The organism is Streptomyces sp. PKA51, assembly GCF_057552455.1.
The window spans coordinates 201,079-221,585 of record NZ_BAAJPZ010000006.1 but is presented as its reverse complement, the minus strand read 5'-3'; the positions used below and the strand labels follow the sequence as shown (position 1 = coordinate 221,585).

The window sequence follows — 20,507 nt, the reverse complement described above, 5'->3', positions numbered from 1 at the left end:
GCAACAGAGGTCCGATCCGCTCCCACGCCGCGTCCGTCAACTCGCCTCGCCCTGACACGCAATCACCCCCGGGCGCGCCCGCAGGAGCTCGATGCGGACAGCAGCCCGCCCAGGGCCTTCGGGTCAGATGTGGTGCGTTGGACGGTGCCGTCGGGGCGGACCAGCGCCGCTGCGATGCGGCCCCGGCGGAGCCAGCGGTGCAGAGCGGTGCCGGGCGGGGCGGTGACCAGGACACCGCCGCGGTCGTGGAGCTCGGAGCGCAGTGCGGGGGTGACGGGTACGAAGGTGACCAGCGCGTAGCGGCCCGCGGCCAGGTCGTCGAAGCGTCGGCCGTCCGGCAGCGGGGCGTTGGGGCACAGTCGTCCCGCGAGGCCGAGGCCGAGCCGTCCGCGGTCGACCAGGGCTGAGCGGTGCAGCGCCGGGGTCCGGCTGTCGAGGATGCGGTTGCTCAGGCCGGGGAGCCGGTGCAGATGGGGTGCGAGGAAGCGGCGCAGGGCGTTGCCGGTGTCCCCGCCGGCGGTCATGGCGGTGCCGATCAGCTTCGCGAGGGTGATCATCGAGCGGGTGTGGGGTTTGCGTTCGGTCTCGTAGCTGTCCAGCACATGTTCGGGGAGGCGGCCGTCGAGGACGGCGGCGAGCTTCCAGGTGAGGTTGGCGGCGTCGCGCAGGCCGGCGCCCATGCCCTGGCCGATGAAGGGCGGGGTGAGGTGGGCGGCGTCGCCGAGCAGGAAGAGCCGCTGCCCGCGCCAGCGGTCGGCGATCTGCGCGCGGAAGGTGTACTCGGCCGTGCGCACGATCTGCAGTTCGTCTGCGGGGAGGTCTCCGGTCCAGGGCCGGACGAGGGGATGCAGGCGGGTCGTGTCGCGGTAGTCGTCGGCACTTTCACCGGGAAGGAGCTGGAACTCCCAGCGGTAGCGGCGCTCGCCGATGCGCATATAGGTGGCCGCGCGTACCGGGTCGCAGACCTGGTGCACGCCTTCCCACTGGTGCAGGTCGGCGTCGGTGGCGATGTCGACGACCAGCCAGCGTTGGGTGAAGGCCAGGTCGTGCATGGTGGAGCCGATCGCCCTGCGGGTCAGGCTGTTCGCGCCGTCGCAGCCGAGCACGTACCCGGCGGTCACGGTGTCGGCCTCGCCGGTGGTCCGGTCGGTGAACCGTACTCGCGCCGGGCCGCCGTCGGACTGCTCGATCGCGGTGACGTCCACGTTGCCGCGCAGGGCGACGGTCGGGTGCCGTTCGAGGTTGGCGCGCAGCAGCTCCTCCAGTTGGGGCTGGTCGAACATGTTGGCCTCGGGATGACCGTGGCGCCCGAGGGCGGCGCCGCGCCGGAACTCGGCCAGCAGCCGCAGGTCGCGGTCCAGGAGTCGCAGGCCGTGGGCGGGGCGGGAGATGGTGGCGAACTCCTCGGCGACGCCGAGGCGGGCGAGCAGCCGGTAGATCTCGTCGTCGAGGTGGACCGCCCGCGGCAGTGGGTAGACCGACTCCCATCGGTCCAGCACGAGGGTTTCGATGCCGTACTGGCCCAGCAGTGTCGCCGCGGTCAGCCCGGTGGGGCCGGCGCCGATGATGACGACCGGGACGGTATCGGCGGTCATGATGTCACCGGACCGAATGTCGGCCGGGACCAGGTCCAGCGCAGGGCGTACTGGTCGAGGACCGCGCTGATGGCCTCGCGGTCGCCGGTGCCGGGGGTGACGGACACGAGGACGGACCCGTCCTCGACCGCCGCGTCGACTTCGATGCCGTGGCCGTGGCCGGCCAGGGCCTCTGCGACCGCGAGTCGGGTGGCGTCGGCCCGCAGGGCGGGCTTGTAGGGCTTGCCGACGTCGGTCACCGGCAGGGCGGCGAGGACGGTGACGGACTTCGGTGCGGCCGCGCGTTCCGGGACGCGTTCGGCGGCCCACTGGCGGAGCTCGTCCTCGGTCACGTCCGTCTCCGGGGCGAGGGTCACGTACGCGACCGGGACCTCGCCCGCGTGCGGGTCCGGGCGTCCGACCGCGCCGGCGCCGGTGACGTGCGGATGGGCGAGCAGCGCGTCCTCGATGACGGCCGGGTCGATGTTGTGGCCGCCACGGATGATCAGGTCCTTGGCGCGGCCGGCCAGGTGGACGAACCCGTCCGTATCGATCCGGGCCAGGTCGCCGGTGTCCAGCCAGCCGTCCACGAGCTTGCCGAGGCCGTCGAGGACCGGACGGCCATGGGTGTCGCGGCCGGTGACGTAGCCGGCGAACACGGTCGGGCCGGCGATCGCAAGCAGGCCGGTCCGCCCGGCGGGCAGCCCTGCCCCCGATTCCGGGTGGACGACCTTCACCTGCTGGTAGGGCATGCGCTGCCCGACCGTGCCGGGGCGCGGCGCGTCGGGGAAGCTGCGGACGCTGGCACAGGTGGCCTCGGTCAGGCCGTAGCCCTCGACCAGCGTCACCCCGGTGCGGGCCTCGAATGCGGTTCGGACGGCGTCGGGCAGCGGCGACGCGCCGACCATGGCGTACCGCAGGCTGCTGATGTCCGCCGTGCCGACCGGGCACTGGGCGAGCACCTGGTAGACGGTCGGCACGGCGCTCATCGCGGCGATGCCGTAGTGCTCGACGATCGACCAGAACTGCCCGTACAGGGCGGGTTCGCGATAGCCGAGCGGCCCCGCCCACACCACCTGCCGGCCCTTGAACAGCGGCGCCAGCAGCGTGACCACGAGGGCGTTGACGTGGAACAGCGGCAGGGCGGCGAAGACGACGGCGTCGCCGTCGAGCAGCGAGTTGGCGGCGATCATCCAGGCGTTCGCGACCTCGTTCGCGTGGGTGTGGGCGGCGAGCTTCGGGATGCCGGTGGTGCCGCCGGTGTGGAAGAACGCGGCCAGGTCGCCCGGCCGGGGTGGTTCTCCCGTGAATGCGGACGCCTCCTCGGCCCGGGCCAGGTCGGCGAGGTAGGCGATGCGTACCCCGTCGATCCGCGGCAGCGGCGCGGGATCGCCAACAGCCGCCGTGGGCCGAAGCACCAGGACCGCGTCGAGCCCTTCGGCCAGCTCGGGCAGCTTCGCCCACAGGTCCGGGGCCAGCTCCGGGCCCGCGGCGACGAGGACCCGGGCGCCGGAGCGCCGCAGCAGCTCGGCCAGGTGCGCGGGGGCAAGAGCGCCGTTGAGCGGCGCGGCGATGCCGCCGAGCTGCGCGGCGAGCGTCGCGGGGATGAGCTCGGCGCAGTTGGGCGCCATCAGCGCGACCGGGGTGCCGCGGCGGACCCCGAACCGGTGCATGACGTTGGCGTAGCGGTGCACTTCGGCCAGCAGGTCGGCGAAGGTGCACCGCAGCGGCCCGAGCCACCGCTCGGCCTCGGGGAGCACCGTCAGGGCGGTGCGGTCGGGCCAGAGCCGTGCGGCCCGGGCCAGCAGGTCGTAGGTGGAGGCAGGAAGGCCACGGGCTTCCAGCGGCACGGCCTCGATCGCGGCCAGATCGGAAGGGGTGGCGTATTGGGGCCACAGCAGTTCACTCACCGGGCGTACCTCACCGTCGTGCGCTGGCGGCCGAGGTCGATGGCGCCGTCGTCGGTGGCGACGGCGGCCTCCACCAGGTCGCCGTTCCGCAGGTACCTGGGGTTCTTGGCCTGGGCCTTGAAGAACAGCCGCCACTTGGTCGCGGTCGGCAGCAGCGAGGCCAGGATCTCGACCGGCTTGGGCGGCGCGCTGAGTGCGGTGCCGACCGGGGTGCCGGTGAGCAGCAGGTCGCCGGGGTCCAGCCGCTGGAAGCGGGTCAGTGCCCGGAGGGTTTCGAGGGGCCGGTAGATCATGTCGGAGGCGGGCATGTCCTGCCGCAGGTCCCCGTTGACCCACAGGCGCAGCCGCAGCTCGGCGAACCGGTCGAGGTCGCCTTCCTCCAGTAGCACCAGCACGGGTCCGGTGGGGGTGAAGGTGGGGTAGGACTTGGCCTCGTAGAACTGGGTCTTGGGCAGCTGCAGGTCCCGGGCGGAGACGTCGTTGGTGACCACCAGGGCGGCGATGTGGTCGGCGAGGTTGGCGGCGGTGACCTCGGTTCCGGCCGGCATCGGTGCGCCGATGACGAGGCCGATCTCCACTTCGTAGTCGAGCAGCCGGACGTGGGCGGGTTTGACGATGTCCTCGTACGGGCCGCTGATCGACCCGGACGCCTTGCGGAAGAAGGTGAGCGGAACGCTCTGCGGGTCGAGGCCCGCATCGGCCGCGTGCGAGACGAAGTTCGCCATCTGGGCCACGACCCGGCGCCCCGGGGTGACCGGCGAGAGCACCGCGAGGTCGGCGACCGGCACGCCCGCGTCGGCGCTGTGCAGGGCGGCGGTGACGGCGTCCCGGTCGGCCAGCAGTTCGGCGGTGGTGGCGGCCGTGGTCTGCACCCGGACGGCGCGCTGCTCGCGGACGGCGTACCAGCCGTCGGCGGTGCGCAGGACGTTGACGCTCATCGGTTCATCGCTTTCATCAGGCCCAGCAGACGGCCGGGGTCGATCTCGTTGTCGGCGCGCAGCGCGCGAACGACCTCGCGGAACAGGGCGGGGGTGGGGCTGGCGCCGAGGAAGTCGCGGGTGGCCGGCGGGCCCCACTGGGCCAGTCCGGACGCGGACATCGGGGCCCAGCCCGGTTCCAGGTCGCAGGAGAACAGGTCGCCGTCGGCGAAGTGCTCGACCATCAGGCGGTCCGGGTCGCGCCAGTAGTCGAAGAGCTGGCTGCCCTGGATGTGCCGGCCGATGCCCCAGCTGCGCTTGTAGCCGCGCTCGGCGAGGTACTGCCCGCCGGCGGCGATCGCGTCGAGGTCGGTGACCTGGTACGCGGAGTGGACGTAGCCGGTGCGCGGGCCCAGGTGCATCGCGAGGGTGTGGTGGTCGACCGGGACGGTGCCCTGGTCGCAGCGCATGAACGCCATGGTCGGCCCGCGGTCGCGTCGGCCGTCCAGGAACAGGAAATCGCTGACGATCAGGCCGAGGGTCTCCAGGTACCAGTCCAGGGCCCGGGTGAACCTCGGTGTCTCCAGGACCACGTGGCCGAGCCGCTGGATGCGGGCGGGTTCGCGGGGCGGGCGCTGGGGGGTGTTGGTCCGGGCCCGGACACCGCCGAAGTTGAGCAGGAGCGGGGACTGGTCGGGCAGGGCCGGGAGCTGCTCGGTGCCGTGGACGACGCGGACCGGGAAGCCGGACGGGTCGGCCAGGTCCACGACCCGCCCGCCGCCGAACTCCCCGAGGTCGCGGACCGGACGGCCGGTGGCCCGCGCCAGGCGGTCCAGGTCCGCGCGCTCGGCGGCCCGGAACACCGGCCCGAGGAACCGCGAGGTGCGGCCGTGGCGCAGCACCACGCACGCCGAGCCGGGCAGGGTGCCGCGCAGGTACAGCGCCCGGCCGGTGCGCGCGGCGACGGCGAAGCCGAAGTCGCGGGCGAACACCTCGGCGCGAGCCAGGTCGGGCTTCTCGAACTCCAGCCAGGCCAGGTCCGCCACCTTGATCACGGGCTGCCGGGCACGGCCGGGGTGTTCCCCGCACAGCGCCCCGTGCTCGCTGTGCAGGTCCTGGTGGGCGGTGGCGGGCCCGGGCGGGCGGGCTCGGTCGTTCGACATGAGGGGGCTCCGTCAGTGGTGGCTCGAACGAACACGCTTCTGATAGCAATATCTGAACTGATATCAGCATCAGTCTTGGTGGAGCGATCGTCAAGGGTTCGAGTGATGGAGTCATCAGATCTGAATGTGCCTAGACTTGCGGTATGCCGAACCAGCCCGACACCACCGACGGCCCCGTGAGTGCGAACCGCTTCGAGCGCCGCCGAGCGCGCACCCGCCAGGCGCTGATCGCCGCCGCGCGGCAGATCCTCGCCGAGACCGGCGAGACCTCGGCCAGCATCCAGGAGATCGCCGAACGCGCCGACGTGGGCTTCGGCACGTTCTACAACCACTTCGAGACCAAGAACGACCTGTTCGACGCCGCGGTCGGCGACGCCCTGGAGGAGTACGGCCAACTGCTCGACGGCGTCACCGCGGGCATCGACGACCCGGCCGCGGTCTTCGCCGCCAGCGTCCGCCTCACGCTGCGGCTGGCCGCCTCGCACCCCGAGATCACCCAGATCCTGCGCCTGCGCGGCCTGCCGCACATCAACGCCGCCACCGGGCTCGGGCCGCGCGCCCTGCGCGACCTGGAGATCGGCAAGGCGTCCGGCCGCTTCACCTTCGAAGACCCGCTCGTGGCACGGTCCGCCGTCGGCGGCGCGCTGATCGGCCTGCTCCAGCTCAACTCGACGCGCGACCTCGGCGCAGAGGCCGGCGAGCAGATGGCCGAGATGATCCTGCGCATGCTCGGCCTCCCTGCCGACGAGGCCCGTGAGATCGCCGCCCGCCCCCTGCCCGACCTGCCCTGACCTCAGCGCCGTCGGCCGCACGCCCCTCCAGGCCCCCGCACCGTTCCACGGTGCGGGGGCCTGCTGCATCCCTGGCCGCGCAGGCGCACCCGTGGGCCGTGATTGATTGTTCAGTCGTAACTGATGAATCCATCAGTTACGATGGTCGCATGAAGACGCTTGAGCGCAGCAAATCCCTCGCCCGAACAGGTCGTGGCGGCCAGAGCGGCGTGCTCTTCGCCATGTGCCTCTCCCTCGTCCTGGTCGTGGCCTCGGTCTCCGCGCTGAACCTGGCGCTGCCGGACCTCGCCGTGGAACTGGGCGCCACCAACTCGGCGCTGACCTGGATCGCCGACGGCTACACCGTGGCCCTGGCCGCGCTGGTGCTGCCGCTGGGCGCGCTCGGTGACCGGATCGGGCGCCGCAAGGTCCTGATCGCCGGGAACGTGGTATTCGGCGCCGCCGCGGTCTTCGCGGCCTGCTCCTCCTCCACGTCGCACCTGATCGCGTGCCGGGTGGTGATGGGCCTGGGCGCGGCCATGATCATGCCGGGGACGCTGTCGACGATCACCGCGGTCCTCCCCAAGGACAGCAAGGACCGCGGGGTCGCGATCTGGTCCGGCTTCGCCGCGGCCGGGGCGATCATCGGCATGCTCGCCGCCGGCGGCCTGCTGGAGCCGTTCTCCTGGAAATCGATCTTCTGGGCCAGCGGGGCCACCGCGATGGCGTGCGCGCTCGCCGCGCTGCTGCTGGCCCCGGAGACGCGCAGCTCGGTGAAGGAGCGCTTCGACTTCCCCGGGGCGGCCACCACCGCACTGGCGGTGGGGGCGCTGGTCTACGGGATCATCGAGGGCAACGACCGGGGCTGGACCCGCCCGGAGGTCCTCGCCGCGTTCGCGGTCGCCGTGGTGGCGCTGGCCGCGTACGTTGTGCTGGGCCTGCGCAGCCGCCACCCGCTGCTGGACCCGCGCCTGTTCAAACTGCGCGGCTTCGGGGCGGGCACGCTGGCGATCCTGGTGCAGTTCATGGCCGTCTTCGGGTTCTTCTTCGTCGGTCTGCAGTTCCTGCAACTGATCCTCGGCTACAGCCCGCTGCACAGCGCGGTCGCACTGATACCGGTCGCGGCCGTCGTCCTGCCCACCTCAGTGGTCACACCGCGCCTGGCCGAGCGCCTGGGCGTCAAGGCCGTCATGCCCGCGGGCCTGCTGTGCCTGGCCGGCGGCATGTTCTGGCTGACCCTCCTGCACGCCGACAGCGGCTACCTGCCCTTCCTCGGCGCCCTGGTCCTCGCCGGGGCCGGTATCGGCCTGACCAGTGCCACCGGCACCAGCTCCATCGTCGACTCCCTCGGCCCCGACAGCCAGGGGGTGGCCTCGGCCATGAACGACACCGCCCGCGAGGTCGGCTCCGCGATCGGCATCGCACTGATGGGCTCGGTGTTCTCCAGCCACTACCGCTCCGCACTGCCCGAAGACCTCTCCCGCCTGCCTGCCCAGGCCGCCGAGACCGTGCACCACTCCGCCGCCGGCGGACTCGAGGTCGCGTCCCACCTCGGTGCCCAGGGGCCCGCGCTGGCCGCCGCCGTCCGCGACGCCTTCATGTCCGGCTTCACCTCGGCGATGGAAGTCATCGCGGCGATTCTGGCGGTCGCGGCCATCGTCTGCGCCGCGATCGCACCGCTCCCCGGTCGGAAGGCCCGGGCCGCCGCCGCGCAGCCCCACTGGTCCGCCGAGCCCGAGGCTGCCACGAGGCAGCAGGCCACAGCCCTGGACAGGGACACGGACGTGCTCAACGCGTCCACCGCCGGCCGGCCGTAGCGGCCAAAAACAAGGAGCCCCCGTGCCCGTCATGCCCCTCGCAGCGGCGCGCCGTCACCCTGACCCACCATGACGACCTCTCCCAGCACTCCCCTCCAGACATCCGAGGAGGCCGCCGGAGGCCGGGCCGGGCCACCGCGGCGTCCTGTTCTCCATGTGCCTGGCCCTCGTCCTGGTGGGTCGCCTCCGTCTCGGCCCTCAACCTGGCCCTGCCGGACCTCGCCGTGGACCTGTCCGCCACCAACTCACCGACCGCTACCGCACCGCAGTCGTCTTGGCCTGATGCTCTTCCGACTCCGTGAATGCACAAGGTGATGGTTTGTCAGACAGGCTCTAGGCGTGCTGTTATAGTGCGGGAGAAATCCTTGATCAGCGAGGAGCCGCAAACATGGTGAGTGACGACGACATCTCCGGGTGATACCCGAGTCGTTCGGCTGTCGGCCGCGCCCTGAAGCGCTGCCGTGGCCCGTTCGTCGTCCCCTTTTCCCTTGTCTGCCGGTGGCACCCGTGTGCGTGCCCGCGCTTCGTTCGAGGTCCTTTCATGTCCGACGTTTCCGTCGTCTGTTCCCACCTGTCCTTCTCCTGGCCCGACGCGACCCCCGTCTTCCGGGACCTGTCCTTCGCGATGGGTTCCGGGCGCACCGGGCTCGTCGCCCCCAACGGCTCGGGCAAGAGCACGCTGTTGAAGCTCATCGCCGGCGAGCTCGCGCCCGACGCCGGATCGGTGTCCGTGCCCGGCACGGTGGGCTACCTCCCCCAGACCCTCCCCCTGCGGGGCGACATGACCGTCGCGCAGGTGCTCGGCGTGGCCGAGGTGATCCGTGCCCTGGACGCCGTCGAGTCGGGCGACGTCGGTGAGCAGCACTTCGCGACGATCGGCGACGACTGGGACATCGAGGAACGCACCCGCGCCCAACTGCAGCGCCTGGGCCTGGCAGACCTGTCCTTCGACCGGAGCCTGGCCACGCTCAGCGGCGGCCAGGTCGTCTCGCTCGGGCTCGCGGCCCAGCTGCTGAGGCGACCGCACGTGCTGCTGCTCGACGAGCCCACCAACAACCTCGACCTGAAGGCCCGTCACCGGCTCTACGACGTGCTGACGGACTTCTCCGGCACCCTGCTCGTCGTCAGCCACGACCGGGCCCTGCTCGACCGCATGGAACGCATCGCCGAGCTGGACGGCGGCGAACTGCGCTTCCACGGCGGCAACTTCACCGCGTACAAGGAGGCCGTACGGGCCGAACAGGAGGCCGCCGAGAAGAACGTCCGCAATGCCGAGCAGGAACTCAAGCGCGAGAAGCGGGAGATGCAGCAGGCCCGCGAACGCGCCGAGCGCCGCGCGAGCAACGCCGCCCGCAACCTCAAGAGCGCCGGCCTGCCCCGCATCTTCGCCGGCACCATGAAGCGGGGGGCGCAGGAGTCCGCGGGCCGGGCGGGTCAGATGCACGCGACGCGGATCACCGAGGCCCGGGCCCGCCTGGACGAGGCCGAGCGCTCGCTGCGCGAGGAGCAGCGGCTCACCCTCGACCTGCCCGACACCGAGGTGCCCGCCGGGCGCACCCTCTTCCTCGGCGAGGGCATGCAGGTCCGGCGCGGCGGCCGGGCCGTCTTCGCCCTGGACGGCCTGGAGCTGAACATCCGCGGCCCGGAGCGGATCGCCCTCACCGGCCCCAACGGTGCCGGCAAGACCACGCTGCTGCGTCTGATCAGCGGCGACCTCGAACCCGGCGGCGGAAGCATCAAGCGGGCCCGGGGCCGGATCGCCTACCTCTCCCAGCGGCTCGACCTGCTCGATCCCCAGGCCACCGTCGCCGACAACTTCGCCGCGGCCGCCCCGGGCCGGCCGGAGGCCGAACGGATGAACCTCCTGGCCCGCTTCCTCTTCCGCGGCGCCCGGGCGCACCTGCCCGTCGGCGTGCTCTCCGGCGGTGAACGCCTGCGCGCCACGCTGGCCTGCGTCCTGTGCGCCGAACCGGCCCCCCACCTGCTGCTCCTGGACGAGCCGACGAACAACCTCGACCTGCCCGGCGTCGCCCGGCTGGCCGGCGCCCTGAACTCCTACCGCGGGGCCTTCGTCGTGGTCAGCCACGACGAGCGGTTCCTGCAGGAGATCGGGGTGAACCGGTGGCTCGAGCTGTCCGCGGGCGCGCTGACGGAGACCGGGCATCCCGTGACGGCCGGGAACTGAACCGCCGCACGGCACGACTCCCTTGACGTCGCACTCCACATGAGGGGGTTGTTCCATGAGAACCAGCCGTCGTGCCCTGCTGGGCACCGCCGCAGCCGGTGCACTGTCCCTCGGCTTCGGGACCGGCGCACCGGCGCGCGCCGAGGGGAAGGGGGTGCGGGTCGCCGTCCTGCTCTACGACGGCTTCACCGCGCTGGACGCGGTCGGGCCGTACGAGACCCTGTGCCGCCTGCCCGGCGTCCGTGTCGTCACCGTGGCACGGCACGCCGGCACCGTACGCACCGACACCGGGCAACTCGCGCTCACCGCCGAGCGGTCCCTGGCCGACGTCCGCACCGCGGATGTCCTCGTCGTGCCCGGCGGGGGCAACCGCGGCATGGTCGCGGCCCTGGACGACGCGGTCCTTCTGGAGTGGATACGCCGCATCCACCGGAACACGACCTGGACCACGTCCGTGTGCACCGGCTCCCTGCTCCTGGCCTCCGCCGGCCTCCTCAAGGGCCGGCCGGCCGCAACGTACTGGGCGGCGAGGCCGTACCTGGCCCGGCTGGGGGCCGTGCCGGCCCCGGGCCGCTTCGTGGAGACCGGGAAGATCATCACGGCCGCGGGCGTCTCCGCCGGCCTCGACATGGGCCTGCACCTGGCCGCCCGCCTCAGCGACGAGGCAACCGCCCAGGCGATGCAGCTCGCCATCGAGTACGACCCGCAACCACCCTTCGACTGCGGGAGCCCGGAGAAAGCGGACGAGCCGACGCGACAGCTGGCACTGAAGCTCGTCGAGGGCGGGGGCGGCGGCGGGGGCGCATCAGCGGGCCGGTGCCGACCGTACTGATCACCGGGAGCGCCCGCGGCATCGGCGCCGCGCTGGTGCGCGCGTTCCTCGCCGAGGGGGCGCGCGTGGTGGCGCTGGACGTCGATGACGAGGCCAACCGGGCGCTGGTCGCCGGTGGACGTCCTGGTCAACAACGCCGCCCGGCCGCCGGCCGGGTCGCTGTGGGAGATCGGGGCGGCCGAGTGGGACGAGGTCTTCGACGTCACGTGCGCGCCGCGTTCCTGCTGAGCCGGGCGGTGGCGGTGGGCATGCGGGAGCGCGGGTGGGGGCGCATCGTGAACATGGCCTCCCTCGCGGGCCGGACGGCGCGGCCCACCGGCGCCGCCTACGGCAGCTCCAAGGCAGCCCTGATCGCGCTGACCCGCGTCTTCGCCGCCGAGCTCGCCGCGGACGGCATCACGGTCAACGCGATCGCCCCGGCGATGACGGACACCCCGATGGTCCGCTCGGTGGGGCCGGAGACGCTCGCGGAGCTCACGGCGCAGGTGCCGCTGGGGCGGATCGCCGCGCCGGAGGAGATCGCTCGGCTGGCCGTCTTCCTCGTGGCCGAGGCCCCGTTCGTCACCGCCGCCACGTACGACATCGACGGCGGGGCGCTGATGCGCTGATCACAGCAGGGTGCCCAGGGGGCCGAGGTCGAGGTTGAGGTCCTCCAGGGTGAGGCCGTAGCGGCCGGCGAGCTCTTCCATGCGTTCGGCCAGCAGCATCAGGGTCGTGCCGATGCGTTCCTCCTGCTCCTCGGTGAGGTCGCCGGCCTCGACCCGGCGCAGTGCCTGGCGTTCCATCAGCTGGCGCAGCAGTTCGACGATGGTGAGCACCAGCCGGACCAGGTCGCGCTCGACGGTGTCCCGGTCCAGCTCCACGCGGCGGGTCACGGTGCGTGCGCCTCCTCCCAGGGTGCGGGGACGCGCTCGCCGACGGAGCTGATCAGCGCGTGCAGGTCGATGCGGACGAGGTCGACGTCGGCGATCCGCAGGGTCAGGTCGCCGGCCACCACCACCCCGCCGGCCAAGAGCCGGTCGAGCAGGTCCACCAGTGCGATCCGCCGTCCGGCGAGCTCGTCGCCGGGTGTCACGACGGCTCCCGTGCGGTGTCCTGTGCGCTCACCTCGTCGCCCGTTGCAGCGAAGGAGTACGGGGCCCAGGGTCCGGTCAGCTCCACCTCCGCGCCGTCCGCCGGGGCGGAGCCGGTCAGGCGGGCGACGGCCGCGGTGAAGCGGTCGCCGGCGGTGCGGGGCACGAGGTAGGCGGCGTTGAGCAGGTTGCGGCCGGGGCGGCCGGAGAGCCCGGCGTGCTGCGGCGGGTACAGGCGGGTCTCCTCGGCGAGGGCGGTGAGCGCGGCGTGGATGTCGTGCGCAGTCTTCTCGGCGCGCCGGGCGTCCTCCTCGTGCGCCCGGCGCGCCGAGATGCGGCGGCGCAGGTAGTCGCGGCCGCTGACCGGGGCACCCGGGGCGGGCGTGGTGGCCTCGGGCGCCCTGGCGTGGACCTTGACGCCCCACTCGACGCGGCCGTCGAGGCGTTCCAGGGTGGCGGCCAGGTGGGTGCTGCGCTCCTGGAGCATGGCGCGTACCGAGGTCTCGTCGCGGTAGACCGTCGCCAGGCGCAGCGGCAGGACGCAGGTGCCGGTGGCGCCGGCCGCGTCGACGACCCGTTGGTGGGCGCGGGCGGTGTTCTCCAGCCAGGAGAGTTCCTCCAGGTGGGCGCGCAGGGCCCGCTCGCCGAAGTCCGCGGCGTCCACGGCCCCGACGAGGGCGATGAGCCCCAGGTGGCGTACGGCGCGTACGGGCTCGGCGGCGACGCCGGTGACCGTGCGCAGGGCGACGCGGCCGAGGGCGGGGGTGTCGCGGGCGACCGCGTAGGCGTACAGCAGCCGCCCGGTGTCGGGGTGGTTCACCGGTGTTCCTCCCTGTGCTGCTCGAGTTCGGCGACGCGGGCCCGCAGCCGCTCGTTCTCGGCGCCCAGTTCCCGGCGGCGGGCGCCGGAGGAGAGGGCCGGGTCGCTCTCCCACCAGTCGATGCCCATCTCCTTGGCCTTGTCGACGGAGGCGACGACGAGGCGGAGCTTGATGGTGAGCAGTTCGATGTCGAGGAGGTTCACGCGGATGTCGCCTGCGATGACCACGCCCTTGTCGAGCACCCGCTCCAGGATGTCGGCCAGGTTGGCGCCGGCGGCGGTGGGGGCCGGCGGCCCGGGGCGGTCGGGGGTCATGGCTGTCGGCTCCTTCCCCCGGTGTGCTGCCGGATCTCTTCCAGCCGTTCGAGCAGCGCGTCCTCGCGCCGGTCGAATTCCTCCTCGTCGATCTCCCCGCGCATCAGTTCTTCCTCCAGTGCCTTCAGTTCGGCCTGGACGACGGCCGGGTCGTAGTAGAGGCGTTCGGCCTCGTCGACGACCCGGCGCAGCACCCAGCCGACGAAGCCGATCATTCGACGAAGCTGTAGACCGGCAGGGGTCCGTGGATCGTCAGGTCGATGTGGGGGTGGGCGCGGCGCAGCCGCTCCGCCTCCTCCAGCAACGCTTCGGCGCCGGACTCGGGCACCAGGTAGGAGACGTTGAGGAACCATCCACCGCTGTCGGGGCCGGGGCGCTCGTCCTCCGCCCGGGGGGCGAGGGCCTCGCGCAGCAGGTGGGCGTCGCGCGTCTCGCGCTCGCGCACGGCCGCGGCCACCTTCTCGCCGAACTGCAGGCGCTGCTCGTAGGAGCCGCCGCCGTCGGCGCGGTTGGCCTCGGCCAGGGTGCGCAGGCCGGCGTCCTCGGCGAGGACGAGGTGCAGGACGGCGTCCTCGTGGTGGACCGCCTTGACGTTGTACTCGACGCGGCCGGCGAGCCGGTCGAGGCGGTCGCGGTAGCGGTCGGTGTGCTCGGCGAGGACCTCGCGCACCTTCTCGTCGTCGTCGGAGACGCTGCCGAAGCGCATGGGCAGCACGGTGGTGTGCAGGCCGACCTGTGCCAGGACGCGCTGGTGGGCGAGCAGGTCGCGCCGCTTGGGCCGCAGCTCGGCGGGGCAGTCGCTGACGACCGCGGCCAGGTCGGCGGCCGTCACCAGGCGCACCGGCAGCGCGGGGTCGCCGATGCCGGTGAGGCCGGCCGGCAGCGCTGCGTCGGCGGCGCGTGCGATGCCGTAGACGTAGGTGCTCACTCGCTCTCCTCCTTCTTGCGGGAGGTGCCGCGGCGGGAGCCCTGGGAGTCGCCACGCACCTGCTGCACCGCGTCCGCGATGCTCTGCGCGGCGCCGGAGATGGCGCCCTTGGTCTTGCCCCGGGCACCGCCTTCGGTGACGCCCTCGGTGACATTGCCGACGAGGTCGGGCAGGCCGGCGCTGCGATGCGGGCCGGCTTCCAGGTCGAGGCGGTTGCAGGCCTCGGCGAAGCGCAGGTAGGTGTCGACGCTCGCGACGACGACACGCACGTCGATCTTCAGGATCTCGATGCCGACCAGGGAGACGCGCACGAAGGCGTCGATCACCAGGCCGCGGTCGAGCACCAGCTCCAGGACGTCGTACAGACCGCTGGTACCGCCTGCACCCCCGCCGCCCTGTGGTGCGGGGACAACGCTCATCGAAAGACTTCCTCTCGTCCTTCCGCGGGACTTCCCACAGGACTTCCCGTAAGCCTTCCCACGGGATTTCCCGCCGGGAATTCCCTCCGGTACCTCCTGGATCCGCTTTTCTCGCTCCCGCCCTCCCGTGGGGCTAACGGGAATCGGTCCTTCCCCGTTCGTAGCGACGCAGCCGACGGTAGCCGGTGAGCATGCCGTCGGAATCGAGGGTGACTTCGTAGAGCGCCATCACGCTCATCGTGTCGGGAATGCGGGAGAGCTCGACCACTTCGGCCTCCAGCACCCACCCGCCGTCCTGCGTCCGCTCGAACCGGGCCAGCCCTTCGGGGCGCAATCCGGTGAGTTCGGCGAACTGTTCGCGGGCGGCGCGGAGCAGGTGGACGGCCGACGGGGCGGAGCGTTCGGTTCCGCGTTCGTCGGGTGTACCGGTTGTCTTCTCGGAGTCGGTCATGGGCCCCTCTCGGTTTCGGTCGACGGGCCTGCTGCTGCGGATACCGTGGTGTGGGCCGCTCAAACACGGGAAGGAGGAAAACATCCGTGCGCCCGTTCGTGGAGCGGGCCGTGGAGTAACCGGGGTAATTCCGGGAACACGAACCGTCGGAGGTTGATAACTATGGTTCCTCTGCTCCTTGTTCTGCTCCTCGCCCTGATCCTCTTCGGCGCGGGATTCGCCATCAAGGTCCTGTGGTGGTTCGCCGTCGCGGTCCTGGTGATCTGGCTCCTCGGCTTCGTCATGCGCTCCGCGGGAACGGGAGGTGGCCGGGGTCGCTGGTACCGATGGTGAGGGTGTGAATCGCTTTCCCGCGTGGACGTCGCACACCCACCGCGCAGGGGCCGCCGGGAATCCACCCGGCGGCCCCTGGCCGTTCACCGTCCATCGGCGTCCACCGGTGCACGTCATCCGCCGACGCGCGGCCGAAAGAAGTGGGGAATAAGTGCGCCGGGGACGGATGATCCGGCGCGCTCCGGGCAGGAGCTGCTCTGTGGGACTGCAGACGCAAAGGAGGCTGTGACATGACCGGCACCAGCGCGACGCGGTCGGTGACGACCCGGCGGACCGGTATCGCCACGCCGGAGTCCGCGACGGACCCGCTGCCGCGGGTGGAGGACGCGGGCAGTGTGGATCCGCGTGACGCCCGGGCGCTGACGAAGGTCTTCCTCGACCGCCTGGCCGTGCTGGAGGAGGGCACGCACGACTACCAGTACGTGCGCAACACCCTGATAGAGATGAACCTCTCGCTCGTGCGCTTCGTCGCCGGGCGGTTTCGCGGCCGCGCCGAGCAGATGGAGGACATCGTCCAGGTCGGCACGATCGGCCTGATCAAGGCGATCGACCGCTTCGACCTGACACGCGAGGTCGAGTTCACCACATTCGCCATTCCTTACGTCACCGGCGAGATCAAGCGTTTCTTCCGTGACACCGGTTGGGCCGTGCATGTGCCGCGGCGGCTGCAGGAGTTGCGGGTGGAGCTGGCCAAGGCCACCGACGAGCTCTCCAGCCGGCTCGGCCGCTCCCCCAGTGTCCGCGAGCTGGCCGAGGTGATGAACCTGTCGGAGGAGGAGGTCATCGAGGCCAGGATCGCCAGCAACGGCTACCGGGCCAACTCCCTCGACGTGCCCGCCGACGAGGCGCCGCAGCGCGGCCACGGCAGTGCCCGGCCGTGGTCGGAGCGGATCGGCACCACCGACGAGAACCTGGAGAAGGTCGAGAACCTGCACGTCCTGGAGCGGCTGCTGCCGTGCCTGGACGAGCGTGAGCGGCGGATCCTGGGGATGCGCTTCGGCCAGGAGATGACGCAGTCCCAGATCGGGGCCCAGCTGGGCATCTCCCAGATGCACGTCTCGCGGCTGCTGAGCCGTACGCTCGCGCGGCTGCGCGAGCACATGCTCACCGACAGCTGAGCACGGGCGCCGGTGCCTGCCGACGGTGAGCGCAGAGGGGCTGCGCATCTGCGCGGGTGCGGGCGGGTCGGGGCGCGTAGCAGCGGTACGGCGTCACCCGCGGCTCGACGGCCGCACGACGACGCCCTGCGCAGCGTGCCGTGCGGCGGCGTATGCGCCGGGGCGCGGTGCCGCCTGTCCGTGCGGGGCCTGCGTGCCGATACCGGCTGCTTCTTCGTGTTTGTTCCGGCTCGCGGGGGCAAGCCGCCTCCTGGTACGCGTCCGTGCCGCAAGCCGACGCCGGAAGGAGCCCTCCGTGGTCGTCGTCGCCCTTCTCCTGCCGCCCCTGCTGCTCGGGCTGGTGCTCGCCCTGGGCCAGTACGAGGAACGCCTTCTGAAGAATGGTTCCGCCACTCGGGTGCCGGAGCCCGCCGCACCGGACGGGCGGCAGGCGCCCGTCCGGCGGTTGCGAGCCCTGCCGGGGCCGCCCGGCGAGGACGGACCCCGGCACCGTTCCCGCGGCCGGCACGCCGCCTGAGGCCGCCTCACCGCGGCGGCCCGGGCGGGCCCCTCCCGCCCGGGCCGCCGTGCGGCATGCCGGCGGCCGTGGCAAGGATGCCGTAACGGGCGCATCCGCCCCCGGACGACCGCCACGAGAAGGGAACCCCATGGACCAGCAGCACAGCGGTGCCACCGGGCGCGTGGCCGTGGTGACCGGCGCCGACTCCGGCATCGGCCGCGCCACGGCCGTCCGGCTGGCCCGCGCCGGCCTGGACGTCGGCATCACCTACCACTGCGACCTCGACGGCGCCCGGGGCACCGCCGCCGAGGTACGGGCCCTGGGCCGGCGCGCGGCGCTCGCGCGCATGGACCTCACCGACCTGCCCGCGGCCGCCGACGCCGTCGACGAGCTGGCCGAGCAGCTCGGGCGCCTCGACGTCCTGGTCAACAACGCCGGGACGGGCGTACGGGCCCCCTTCGTCGAGGTGCCGCTGGAGACGGTCCGCGAGGTGCTCGACGTGGACCTCGTCGGCCCGCTGCTGTGCGCGCAGCGGGCGGCGCGGCGCATGATCCGGCAGGGCGGTGGCGGCCGGATCGTCAACGTCACCAGCGTCCACGAGCACCAGCCGCGGGTGGGAGCGGCCCCCTACTGCGCCGCCAAGGGCGGTCTGGGCCTGCTCACGCAGGTGATGGCCCTGGAACTGGCCGAGCACGGCATCACCGTCAACGCCGTCGCCCCCGGCGAGATCGCCACGCCCATGACCGGGCAGGAGGACGTCGACGTGCACGGCGTGCGCAGGCCGGGCGTCCCCCTGGGACGGCCGGGGGACGCGCGGGAGGTGGCCGCCGTGATCGCCTTCCTCGCCGGGCCGGAGTCCGGCTACGTCACCGGGGCCTCGTGGAGCGTGGACGGCGGGATGCTGCGCATGGGCCCGCAGGCCGGTTCCCACCTGCGGGACGACTCCTGGCGCGTGCCGTGAGCCCGCCGCGGCGGGCCCGGCGCGCAGCGCCGCCGCCGGGCCGCCGGCCTCGGTGGGCCGGCGTTCCGGCGGCGGACAGGAGTGTTCCGCGGTGGTTCGGGTCAGCTCATCCCTTCTTCGTCGCCTCCTTGGTGACCTCCGCCGGGGAGCCGTAGCTCTTCTTGGGCATGGCGCTCAGGGCGTCGACGGTCTTCTTGTCGGCACCGTGGCTCTTGGCGTGCTCCACGAGGGTCTCCTTGGAGGCGGGGTAGTCCACGCCGCCGAGGGACTTCTGGAGCTGGATGGGGTTCACTGTCATGGCCCCCGGGGTAACCGGCCCGGTGCACGGCATGAGCGGCTCGCCGGCGATTCACCCCGACGGCCCAGCTCGCGCCGGCCGGGCCGCCGCGAGCGCCCGATGAGCGCAACGGGCCCGCCGGGAGGACACTGGAGAGTGGAAAGGTCCCCTTGCGGAGGTGATCATTGTGGTGCCACTGCTGCTGGTCCTGGTCCTCGTCGTGATCCTCTTCGGCGCCGGCTTCGCCATCAAGGTCCTGTGGTGGATCGCCCTGGCCGTCCTGATCCTGTGGCTGCTGGGCTTCCTGATGCGCTCCGGCGGAGGCCGCTGGTACCGCTGGTAGAACCCGAGGCGGCCCGCGGGCCGCTGCGGAGGTGATGCGATGGCGCTGGCGCACCATGATCACTTGCAGGGCAGAGCCGCCCTGGTGACGGGCTCCTCGCGGGGCCTGGGTCTGCTGATCGCCCGCGAGCTGGCCCGGCGCGGCTGCGCGGTGATGCTCTGCGCCCGCGACGAGAGCGGCCTGCGCCGCGCCGAGCGCATGCTGCGCGAGGACGGGGCCGAGGTCGCCTCGGTCGCGGCCGACGTGAGCGAACCCTCCGCTGCCGAGCGCCTGGTGGCCCGCACCACCGAGGCGTTCGGCAGTTTGGACGTCCTGGTCAACAACGCCGGAGTGATCCAGGTCGGGCCGCTGCGGGCGATGCGGGAGGAGGACTTCCGCTCCGCGATGGAGACCATGTTCTTCGGGCCGCTGCGGCTCACGCTGGCCGCGCTGGAGGGCATGCGCGAGCGCGGCGAGGGCCGCATCGTGAACGTGTCGTCCATCGGCGGCCGCATCGCCGCCCCGCACCTGCTGCCCTACGACGCGGCGAAGTTCGCCCTCGCGGGCCTGTCCGAGGGCCTGCGGGCCGAGCTCGCCGGCGAGGGCATCAGCGTCACCACGGTGCTGCCGGGGCTGATGCGCACCGGCTCGCACACCGCGGCCCGCTTCAGCGGGCAGGCGGCGCGCGAGTACGGCTGGTTCGCCGTCGCCGCGGGACTGCCGGGGCTGTCCATGGACGCCGAACGGGCCGCCCGCGCCATCGTGCGCGCCGCCGAGCGGCGCCGGCCGGAACTCGTCCTGACCGCCTGGGCGAAGGCCGCCGTACGGATGCACGGCCTGGCACCGGCCACCACGACGCGGGCACTGTCGCTCGCCTGCCGGCTGCTGCCGGACACCGGAGCACGGCCGGAGCACGTCGTTGCAGGGTACGAGGCGGCGGCGGGCGTCTCCTCGCCCCTCGTGCACCGGCTCACCGTCCTGGGCGACCGGGCGGCCGCCCGCTTCAACCAGGCGGCCCGCCGGCGGGCCGGAAGGGAGAGGGTGCGTCATGCCCGGACGTGAGGAACTGCCCGACACCATTCGGCGCTCGGACGCGAAGGCCCGCCGCACCTGGATCAAGGCCCACGACTCGGCCGTCGAACAGTACGGCGAGGGCGAACGCGCCCACCGCGTCGCCTTCGGGGCACTCAAACACACCCACGAGAAGGTCGGCGACCACTGGCAGCCCAAGGAACACGGCCGCAAGGGCCCCTCCGACGAGCGCTCGCGCCGGCCCCGCGGCACCTCCGGCGCCTCGGCCGAGGGCGTCGACACCGGGGCGAGCAAGGAACACCTGCGGCAAGTGGCCCGCGAACTGGGCATCGAGGGCCGCTCGACCATGGCCAAGGCCGAACTCGTCGAGGCGATCCGCAAGGCCAACGCGCGCGAGACCGCGGCCGCACGCCGCCGGGACGGCTAACGCCTGTCCGACGCGACACGGCACCCCCGTCTGCCGTCTGCGGGGGCGTCGTGGCTCATCGCGCAGTTCCCGGCGCCCCATAGGGGCGCGGGGAACTGCGCGATCGGCCAGCGGCGGCCCGCAGCCGAACGCGCCACCGCGAGGCCCCGGCGAAGCACGGCACCCTGCCTGCGGGCACGTCGTGGCTCGTCGCGCCCACGCGGCGGGGCCGCACATCGACAACGCCCCGCGCCCCTACGGGGCGCCGTGGGCTGGGGCAGTGCCCCGTAGGGGCGCGGGGAACTGCGCGATCGGCCACGACGCACCCGCAGTCGAACGCACCGCCCCGAGGCCCGGGCCAAGCACGGCACCCCGTCTGCGGGCGC

General features: G+C 72.8%; 26 protein-coding genes and 1 pseudogene. 14 read left to right on the top strand and 13 right to left on the bottom strand.

Going from position 1 to position 20,507, the window contains the following annotated elements; translation table 11 throughout:
• Window positions 1-62: 62 nt before the first annotated feature.
• Genes mhpA through AC27L3_RS12450 form a run of 4 tightly spaced genes read right to left on the bottom strand, consistent with a single transcriptional unit; the run spans window position 63 to window position 5,564 of the window.
• The gene (gene mhpA, locus AC27L3_RS12465) at window positions 63-1,595 is read right to left on the bottom strand and encodes a bifunctional 3-(3-hydroxy-phenyl)propionate/3-hydroxycinnamic acid hydroxylase MhpA (protein WP_487234077.1); all 1,533 of its coding nucleotides are present in this window, start codon (window positions 1,593-1,595) and stop codon (window positions 63-65) included.
• On the bottom strand, window positions 1,592-3,484 hold the full coding sequence (locus AC27L3_RS12460) for an acyl-CoA synthetase (protein ID WP_487234076.1): 1,893 nt from the start codon (window positions 3,482-3,484) through the stop codon (window positions 1,592-1,594). Before AC27L3_RS12460 ends, mhpA begins: the two co-directional genes overlap by 4 nt.
• Complete coding sequence (locus tag AC27L3_RS12455) at window positions 3,481-4,422, bottom strand: fumarylacetoacetate hydrolase family protein (protein ID WP_487234075.1); 942 nt, start codon at window positions 4,420-4,422, stop codon at window positions 3,481-3,483. The genes AC27L3_RS12460 and AC27L3_RS12455 overlap by 4 nt, the downstream gene beginning before the upstream one ends.
• A complete protein-coding gene (locus AC27L3_RS12450) occupies window positions 4,419-5,564 on the bottom strand; it encodes a VOC family protein (RefSeq protein WP_487234074.1) in 1,146 nt (381 codons plus the stop codon). The genes AC27L3_RS12455 and AC27L3_RS12450 overlap by 4 nt, the downstream gene beginning before the upstream one ends.
• Before the next feature lie 143 nt (window positions 5,565-5,707).
• On the opposite strand from AC27L3_RS12450, the gene AC27L3_RS12445 reads away from it, so the two are divergent.
• The 7 genes and pseudogenes from AC27L3_RS12445 to AC27L3_RS12415 all read left to right on the top strand — a co-directional run bounded on the left by AC27L3_RS12445 (window position 5,708) and on the right by AC27L3_RS12415 (window position 11,776).
• A complete protein-coding gene (locus AC27L3_RS12445) occupies window positions 5,708-6,355 on the top strand; it encodes a TetR/AcrR family transcriptional regulator (RefSeq protein ID WP_487234073.1) in 648 nt (215 codons plus the stop codon).
• Between the two features lie 149 nt (window positions 6,356-6,504).
• Entirely contained in the window at window positions 6,505-8,151 is a 1,647-nt protein-coding gene (locus AC27L3_RS12440) for an MFS transporter (RefSeq protein WP_487234072.1), read from the top strand.
• Window positions 8,152-8,692: 541 nt separating this feature from the next.
• Window positions 8,693-10,336: a ribosomal protection-like ABC-F family protein gene (abc-f, locus tag AC27L3_RS12435; protein ID WP_487234071.1), complete on the top strand. Its 1,644-nt coding sequence runs from the start codon at window positions 8,693-8,695 to the stop codon at window positions 10,334-10,336.
• A 55-nt stretch (window positions 10,337-10,391) separates the two neighbouring features.
• Complete coding sequence (locus AC27L3_RS12430; RefSeq protein WP_487234070.1) at window positions 10,392-11,168, top strand: DJ-1/PfpI family protein; 777 nt, start codon at window positions 10,392-10,394, stop codon at window positions 11,166-11,168.
• Window positions 11,153-11,221 (top strand): annotated as a pseudogene (locus AC27L3_RS12425) (hypothetical protein); the annotation flags it as partial. The gene AC27L3_RS12430 and the pseudogene AC27L3_RS12425, both read left to right, overlap by 16 nt.
• A gap of 31 nt (window positions 11,222-11,252) precedes the next feature.
• The gene (locus AC27L3_RS12420) at window positions 11,253-11,396 is read left to right on the top strand and encodes a hypothetical protein (RefSeq protein WP_487234198.1); all 144 of its coding nucleotides are present in this window, start codon (window positions 11,253-11,255) and stop codon (window positions 11,394-11,396) included.
• Entirely contained in the window at window positions 11,375-11,776 is a 402-nt protein-coding gene (locus tag AC27L3_RS12415) for an SDR family NAD(P)-dependent oxidoreductase (RefSeq protein WP_487234194.1), read from the top strand. Before AC27L3_RS12420 ends, AC27L3_RS12415 begins: the two co-directional genes overlap by 22 nt.
• On the opposite strand, the gene AC27L3_RS12410 is transcribed toward AC27L3_RS12415, so the two are convergent.
• The 8 genes from AC27L3_RS12410 to gvpO all read right to left on the bottom strand — a co-directional run bounded on the left by AC27L3_RS12410 (window position 11,777) and on the right by gvpO (window position 15,173).
• Window positions 11,777-12,043, bottom strand: a complete 267-nt coding sequence (locus AC27L3_RS12410; protein ID WP_487234069.1) for a gas vesicle protein K — start codon at window positions 12,041-12,043, stop codon at window positions 11,777-11,779.
• The gene (locus AC27L3_RS12405; RefSeq protein ID WP_487234068.1) at window positions 12,040-12,243 is read right to left on the bottom strand and encodes a gas vesicle protein; all 204 of its coding nucleotides are present in this window, start codon (window positions 12,241-12,243) and stop codon (window positions 12,040-12,042) included. The genes AC27L3_RS12410 and AC27L3_RS12405 overlap by 4 nt, the downstream gene beginning before the upstream one ends.
• Complete coding sequence (locus AC27L3_RS12400) at window positions 12,240-13,061, bottom strand: GvpL/GvpF family gas vesicle protein (protein ID WP_487234067.1); 822 nt, start codon at window positions 13,059-13,061, stop codon at window positions 12,240-12,242. Before AC27L3_RS12400 ends, AC27L3_RS12405 begins: the two co-directional genes overlap by 4 nt.
• A complete protein-coding gene (locus AC27L3_RS12395) occupies window positions 13,058-13,375 on the bottom strand; it encodes a gas vesicle protein (RefSeq protein WP_487234066.1) in 318 nt (105 codons plus the stop codon). Before AC27L3_RS12395 ends, AC27L3_RS12400 begins: the two co-directional genes overlap by 4 nt.
• Window positions 13,372-13,590, bottom strand: a complete 219-nt coding sequence (locus tag AC27L3_RS12390) for a gas vesicle protein GvpG (protein WP_487234065.1) — start codon at window positions 13,588-13,590, stop codon at window positions 13,372-13,374. Before AC27L3_RS12390 ends, AC27L3_RS12395 begins: the two co-directional genes overlap by 4 nt.
• Window positions 13,587-14,303 carry a GvpL/GvpF family gas vesicle protein gene (locus AC27L3_RS12385; protein ID WP_487234064.1) on the bottom strand — a complete coding sequence of 239 codons (717 nt, stop codon included), beginning with the start codon at window positions 14,301-14,303 and terminating at the stop codon, window positions 13,587-13,589. The genes AC27L3_RS12390 and AC27L3_RS12385 overlap by 4 nt, the downstream gene beginning before the upstream one ends.
• On the bottom strand, window positions 14,300-14,722 hold the full coding sequence (locus AC27L3_RS12380; RefSeq protein ID WP_487234063.1) for a gas vesicle structural protein GvpA: 423 nt from the start codon (window positions 14,720-14,722) through the stop codon (window positions 14,300-14,302). Before AC27L3_RS12380 ends, AC27L3_RS12385 begins: the two co-directional genes overlap by 4 nt.
• A gap of 133 nt (window positions 14,723-14,855) precedes the next feature.
• Complete coding sequence (gvpO, locus tag AC27L3_RS12375; RefSeq protein WP_487234062.1) at window positions 14,856-15,173, bottom strand: gas vesicle protein GvpO; 318 nt, start codon at window positions 15,171-15,173, stop codon at window positions 14,856-14,858.
• A 162-nt stretch (window positions 15,174-15,335) separates the two neighbouring features.
• Between gvpO and AC27L3_RS12370 the strand changes: the two genes are divergently transcribed.
• The 4 genes from AC27L3_RS12370 (at window position 15,336) to AC27L3_RS12355 (ending at window position 18,084) form a co-directional block, all read left to right on the top strand.
• Window positions 15,336-15,506: a hydrophobic protein gene (locus AC27L3_RS12370; RefSeq protein WP_344437522.1), complete on the top strand. Its 171-nt coding sequence runs from the start codon at window positions 15,336-15,338 to the stop codon at window positions 15,504-15,506.
• A 230-nt stretch (window positions 15,507-15,736) separates the two neighbouring features.
• On the top strand, window positions 15,737-16,624 hold the full coding sequence (locus AC27L3_RS12365; protein WP_487234061.1) for an RNA polymerase sigma factor SigF: 888 nt from the start codon (window positions 15,737-15,739) through the stop codon (window positions 16,622-16,624).
• Between the two features lie 295 nt (window positions 16,625-16,919).
• Window positions 16,920-17,141: a hypothetical protein gene (locus tag AC27L3_RS12360; RefSeq protein ID WP_487234060.1), complete on the top strand. Its 222-nt coding sequence runs from the start codon at window positions 16,920-16,922 to the stop codon at window positions 17,139-17,141.
• A gap of 130 nt (window positions 17,142-17,271) precedes the next feature.
• Window positions 17,272-18,084 carry an SDR family oxidoreductase gene (locus AC27L3_RS12355; protein WP_487234059.1) on the top strand — a complete coding sequence of 271 codons (813 nt, stop codon included), beginning with the start codon at window positions 17,272-17,274 and terminating at the stop codon, window positions 18,082-18,084.
• Between the two features lie 106 nt (window positions 18,085-18,190).
• On the opposite strand, the gene AC27L3_RS12350 is transcribed toward AC27L3_RS12355, so the two are convergent.
• Window positions 18,191-18,382, bottom strand: a complete 192-nt coding sequence (locus AC27L3_RS12350; protein ID WP_344437514.1) for a DUF2795 domain-containing protein — start codon at window positions 18,380-18,382, stop codon at window positions 18,191-18,193.
• 166 nt (window positions 18,383-18,548) lie between these two features.
• On the opposite strand from AC27L3_RS12350, the gene AC27L3_RS12345 reads away from it, so the two are divergent.
• The 3 genes from AC27L3_RS12345 to AC27L3_RS12335 all read left to right on the top strand — a co-directional run bounded on the left by AC27L3_RS12345 (window position 18,549) and on the right by AC27L3_RS12335 (window position 20,142).
• Complete coding sequence (locus tag AC27L3_RS12345) at window positions 18,549-18,704, top strand: hydrophobic protein (RefSeq protein ID WP_344437512.1); 156 nt, start codon at window positions 18,549-18,551, stop codon at window positions 18,702-18,704.
• A gap of 63 nt (window positions 18,705-18,767) precedes the next feature.
• Entirely contained in the window at window positions 18,768-19,745 is a 978-nt protein-coding gene (locus AC27L3_RS12340) for an SDR family NAD(P)-dependent oxidoreductase (RefSeq protein WP_487234058.1), read from the top strand.
• Window positions 19,732-20,142, top strand: a complete 411-nt coding sequence (locus AC27L3_RS12335; protein ID WP_487234057.1) for a ChaB family protein — start codon at window positions 19,732-19,734, stop codon at window positions 20,140-20,142. The genes AC27L3_RS12340 and AC27L3_RS12335 overlap by 14 nt, the downstream gene beginning before the upstream one ends.
• Window positions 20,143-20,507 lie beyond the last annotated feature (365 nt).